The sequence below is a fragment of the Methylobacterium sp. BTF04 genome, from assembly GCF_010692745.1.
Taxonomy (GTDB): Bacteria; Pseudomonadota; Alphaproteobacteria; order Rhizobiales; family Beijerinckiaceae; genus Methylobacterium.
This window is the reverse complement of sequence record NZ_JAAHTB010000125.1, coordinates 1-3083: the sequence shown is the minus strand read 5'-3', so window position 1 is coordinate 3083 and position 3083 is coordinate 1. Positions and strand designations below refer to the sequence as shown.

The following is a 3083-nucleotide window of genomic DNA, read 5'->3' as shown; positions in this document are numbered from 1 at the left end:
GCATCGAGGACGATGTGGAGATCACGCTGGAGGACGGCCGCCGCGTTTGGGCCATTGCCTGCGCTTTCACCTACACGCCGCCAGGCTTTGAGGACAACGGCCCGACGCCCGCGAAGCTCTCGATCGACAACGTGTCCGGTCGCATCCTGCCGTATCTCAAGCAGGCCACCAGCGCGATCCGAGTGACGTACCGGGCCTATCTCGGCGACGACCTGACGACGGTGGTCGATATGATCGAGGGCCTGGAGCTAAAGCGCGTCACGCTCGGCGGTGCTTCAGCCGAGGGTGAACTGACCTTCGCAGAGATCGCGACGCAGGCGTTTCCGCGGCGGACCTACGACCTCGATACCTATCCTGGGCTTTGGAATTCATAGGAGACCACCATGAACCGTCGCTCCCTTTTGGCCTTCTTCGGTGCCGCGCCGATTGCTGTTCCGGCCATCGTTGCTGCCGCCATCAAGCCCGACGTGAAGCTATCTCCGATCGACTACCTCGAAATTCTACAGGACGGTTCACACCGATTAGTTGTCGACGCTCATCAGTTCCACATCACCTCCAGCGAGAGCCTCCCACCACTCCTGTCTTTCGATGGCTATACCCTGAAGGTTCCAAGTCTCGGTCTCGTCGCTACCCCGTTGGCGTCCGCGCAGTGACGCCTGCCGCGTACGTCTCCGAGCGCCAGGGCCGCCCCTACACCGCGACCGAGCATTGCTGGACATTGGTGAGGGAGACGCAGCGGGATCTCTTCGGCCGCGACGTGCCGGCGGTGCTGATCGAAGGCGCTCTGAACGCACGCGAGCTCGTGCGGGCCTTCCACGGCCACACGGAGCGCCGGAACTGGCGCGAGGTCGCACAGCCCGAGAACGGCGCCATCGTCCTGATGCACAAGCATGGCGCCCATGCCCGCGCGATTCATGCCGGCACGTACCTCAACCTCGATCTCGGCGGCGTCTTCCACACCGACGAGGATCACGGGGTGACCTTCGACAGCCTGTTCGAATTGACCGTCCGCAACTGGCGGACCGAGTTCTACGTCCCGATCCGGTAGCCCATGCACCTCCTCACCCTGAACGCAGCGGGCAAGCAACTTGCGCCGCCGCGAGCGCTTGCCTCGGATCGGCGTCGCCTCTCGCAGGTGATCGGTCGGCACGTCGACCGCTCGCGACCGCACATGGTCGCGGTCCAGCGGGCGCGTGATCCGCTGCAGCCGATCGAAGAGGCGTGGGTGGTTCGTGGGCGCGACAAGGCCGGCAACGTGAAACCGTGGCCGCGCCGCTACCTGCCGGCCGATGCCATCGTGGTCGTTGTCTACCTGCCGCGTGGTGGCGGCGGCGCATCCTCGGGTGGCTCGAAGAAAAGCCCGCTCAGCATCGCGCTCGGCATCGCGGCCGTGGCGCTGGTGGCGTTCGCCGGACCGCTCGGTATCGCTGCAGCTGGCGCGCTCGGCCTCGGCGCCACCGCCGGCACGTTCATCACCGCCGGCCTCGTCCTCGGCGGTACGGCCCTGCTCTCGATCGCCTCTCGCTCGAAGGCCAATAAGCAAGCCACCGACACGACGCAGATTTACGGTGTGGCCGGGGGCGGCAACCTGCCAAAGCCCGGGGATCGCATCCCTCGCGGCTATGGTCGATCGTGGATGAAGCCGGACCTGTCACAGCCGGATTTCAGCCAGTACGACGGCGATGACCAGATCCTGTTCAAGCGCCAGACCATCGGTCTCGGGCGGTATCGGCCCTATGCCATCCGCGCCGGCAAGCAGGCGATCTGGACGGAGGGTGGCGGTTTCCTGGCGCCCTTCGATGACGCTCGGAACGCCGTCGAGTTCGTCAACGGCACGGCCTCGACCTTGGTGCCCAACTCCAACATCGCCGCAGCGGGCGTTGGCGGAATGCTGCCGCGGCCGGCCGAGATCCCGTCCGTGGCCGGACCGTTCTTCATCAATCAGCGTGGCGCCCTGGTCAGTCGCCTGCAGGTGGATTTCCAGTTTCCGCAGGGCATTGCCCGAACCGACTTCCTCAAGAGCGGGACGACGCGTGCCAATCAGCCCGGCGCCTGGGCGGTCTATTTCGAATACGCGGCCATCGACGAGAGCGGCGTCATCGTCGGCCCCTGGCAGGTGCTCTACAACGGCAACTCCGGCGTCGAGGGCGCACGGTTCGCCACGCACCCGCTGCGCTACACCCGATTCAAGGACGTGCCTCCCGGTCGCTACGCGGTGCGCGGCCGCAACGTCCAGCCCGATACCAGCAACAGCACCACGGGCAACGCCACGATCGATGCGGCGCAGTGGGATGCGGCCTCGGGCTGGGTTGCCGACGCCGCGATCCGACCCGGCGTCACAGAGGTCTGCCTGCGGATCTACGCAACCAAAGGCAGTCAGGCCGCGGCTTTTGGCGAGATCGAGGTCGATGCCGCCGCGATCATCCCGGTCTGGACCGGCAACGCCTGGGTCGAACTCGAGACCTCGAAGGCCGTGTGGGCCTTCCTCGACATCATGCGCAACCAGGATTACGGCGGCGCGATCCCCGACAGCCAACTCGATCTCGGGACGGCGCTCGGCTACGCGAATCTGCTCACCGAGTTCGATACCTTCGACGGGACGATCCGCGGGCCGATCTCGGTCTACGAGGCCGCCGCCACCGCACTCCTGCCGATGCGGGCCGAGCCGGTCCATCTCGGCCGGTACTGGTCGCTGGTGCGCGACGAGCCGAAGTCCGTGCGTCGCCACGTCATCACGCCCCGGCAGATGCTGAAGGGCTCCACGCAGCTGGTGTTCGACCTCGATACGGCGGCCGGCGCCGGCCACGTCATCGGCGAGTTCGACCAGGACGGGGACTATCGCAACCCAAACCAGACGACGGCGATCTACGGCGAGGCTTCCCTCACGCCGACGCGCCAGCGCTGGACCGGTGTCCGGTCGTTCGCCCACGCCAACCACCTGACGAAATGGCGGGCTGCAGCCGGCGCTTTTCGGCGGCAGACGGCGCCCTTCGGCGTCGAGATGGAAGGCCGGATCTACAAGCGCGGTGATTCCATCCTCGTCGACCCGTGGTTCCTCGACGCCCGCCGCCGCGCGGGCGTGG

4 protein-coding genes are annotated in these 3083 nt (G+C 66.7%); all 4 read left to right on the top strand.

What is annotated here, in order from left to right; genetic code table 11:
• Positions 1-374: DUF1833 family protein (locus G3T14_RS23570; protein ID WP_204263035.1), on the top strand; the 374-nt coding region annotated here is incomplete at its 5' end.
• Positions 375-383: 9 nt separating this feature from the next.
• Entirely contained in the window at positions 384-653 is a 270-nt protein-coding gene (locus G3T14_RS23565) for a hypothetical protein (RefSeq protein WP_163644922.1), read from the top strand.
• Positions 650-1048, top strand: coding sequence for a glycoside hydrolase (locus G3T14_RS23560; RefSeq protein ID WP_163644921.1), 399 nt, complete (start codon positions 650-652; stop codon positions 1046-1048). Before G3T14_RS23565 ends, G3T14_RS23560 begins: the two co-directional genes overlap by 4 nt.
• A 3-nt stretch (positions 1049-1051) precedes the next feature.
• On the top strand, positions 1052-3083 hold a 2032-nt coding region (locus G3T14_RS23555; protein WP_246733524.1), incomplete at its 3' end, for a host specificity factor TipJ family phage tail protein.